Below are 1437 nucleotides of genomic sequence, written 5' to 3' on the forward strand. Positions count from 1 at the left end.
CAGGTGATCACACAAGTAAAATTTTTGCGTAATATCTTTATGTTCTTCGTTAGAAACGCCGATAGCAATACGCTTTGGCGTATTGAGCATTTCAGCCGCGATTTCATTGACGTCTGCATGATCTAATGTCGCAGAGAACATCAACGTTTGACGACGACGATGCTTGGCTGCTTTATGAATGCGACGAAGCTCTGGTGCAAAGCCCAAATCCAACATACGGTCTGCTTCGTCCAGAATTAGCGTTTCCAAACCATCCAGATAAAGCGAACGGTGCTCTAAGTGATCAGCCAAACGTCCTGGTGTCGCCACGATAAATTTCGGGTAACGACGCAGAGCTTTTACCTGATCGTTAAAGTTCTCACCACCCAAAATCAGTGCTGCTTCATAAGATAGGCCAGCTAGCATAGAACGAAGCTCACCATATACTTGTTTCGCTAGCTCACGAGTAGGAGCAAGGATTACCGCGCGAGGGTCTTTCGCAGAAAACGATTTTGTCTTTAAAGACTTATGAAGCATTGGCAATACAAACGCCAAAGTCTTGCCCGAACCTGTTTTCGAAGATGCCAATAGATCCTTGCCTGCAATCGCAACAGGAATCGCCTGCTGCTGAATGTCAGTCGCTTTTTTAAAATCGTAGTGTTTTAGGTTCTTCAACAATCGGTTGTCTAGGCCTAGATCTTTAAATTGCAAAGTATTCTCCAATAAATCAGTCAGCGTCTGAGCGCTCTGTAGTGTCGTTTCCGCTCTAACGCAGCAAAAAAATAAAGCTCGGTATAATACCGCAAATCATAGGAGTATAGATAGAGATCACACAAACTAATTCCCTGTGGTAACGGTAAAACATCATTTGTGGCTCAGTTCAGAGTAAAGACTAGCCTTTTTGATGAGCAGCTGGACAGGAAGTTTAGAGAAAAGCCGTTCAAATATGCCTTCTATCCATCAACAAAACGACTTAAATAGCAGTTATTTGGGCCAATAAACTTTCATTTGTGTCAATATCGTCTAAATTATTGATATCAGGAACGTGGCAAATACACCTGCTATGAAAACTGTTGTGAGAACGAAATAAAGGATAGGTAGTTAAACTTTGTTAAGTTCAGGTAAAAGTTGACGTCAGGTACTCCATGAAATTCTTGGGTTTTTTTGACTTTTGCTACATCATGTACTGATAAAATGTAACCACATTTAACCTCGCTACTGTATAAAATAATAGTTAGTGGCGAGACTTTCACTATAAGCAAGGAGTTCTTATATGAACAAAACGTTGATCGCAGCTGCAGCAACTTCAGTACTTCTACTAGCCGGTTGTGCTTCTTCTGATGACGCAGCAACAGCAAACGCAGCAAAATTAGACGAACTAAGCAACCAAGTTAGCCAACTAAGCCAAGACGTACAAGCTCTTCAATCTGACGTTCAAAAATCAGGCGCAGCAGCAAT

At 41.7% G+C, this 1437-nt stretch carries 2 protein-coding genes; one reads left to right on the top strand and one right to left on the bottom strand.

From position 1 onward, the window contains the following. Nucleotides 1–702: DEAD/DEAH box helicase (locus IQR33_RS04665; protein WP_193843547.1), on the bottom strand; the 702-nt coding region annotated here is incomplete at its 3' end. Between the two features lie 550 nt (nucleotides 703–1252). Here IQR33_RS04665 and IQR33_RS04670 point away from each other — a divergent pair. Next, the coding region (locus IQR33_RS04670) for an LPP leucine zipper domain-containing protein (protein ID WP_193843548.1) at nucleotides 1253–1437 on the top strand (185 nt) is incomplete at its 3' end.

The sequence above is a fragment of the Vibrio sp. OPT46 genome, from assembly GCF_015163535.1.
In the GTDB taxonomy this organism is placed as follows: domain Bacteria; phylum Pseudomonadota; class Gammaproteobacteria; order Enterobacterales; family Vibrionaceae; genus Vibrio; species Vibrio alginolyticus.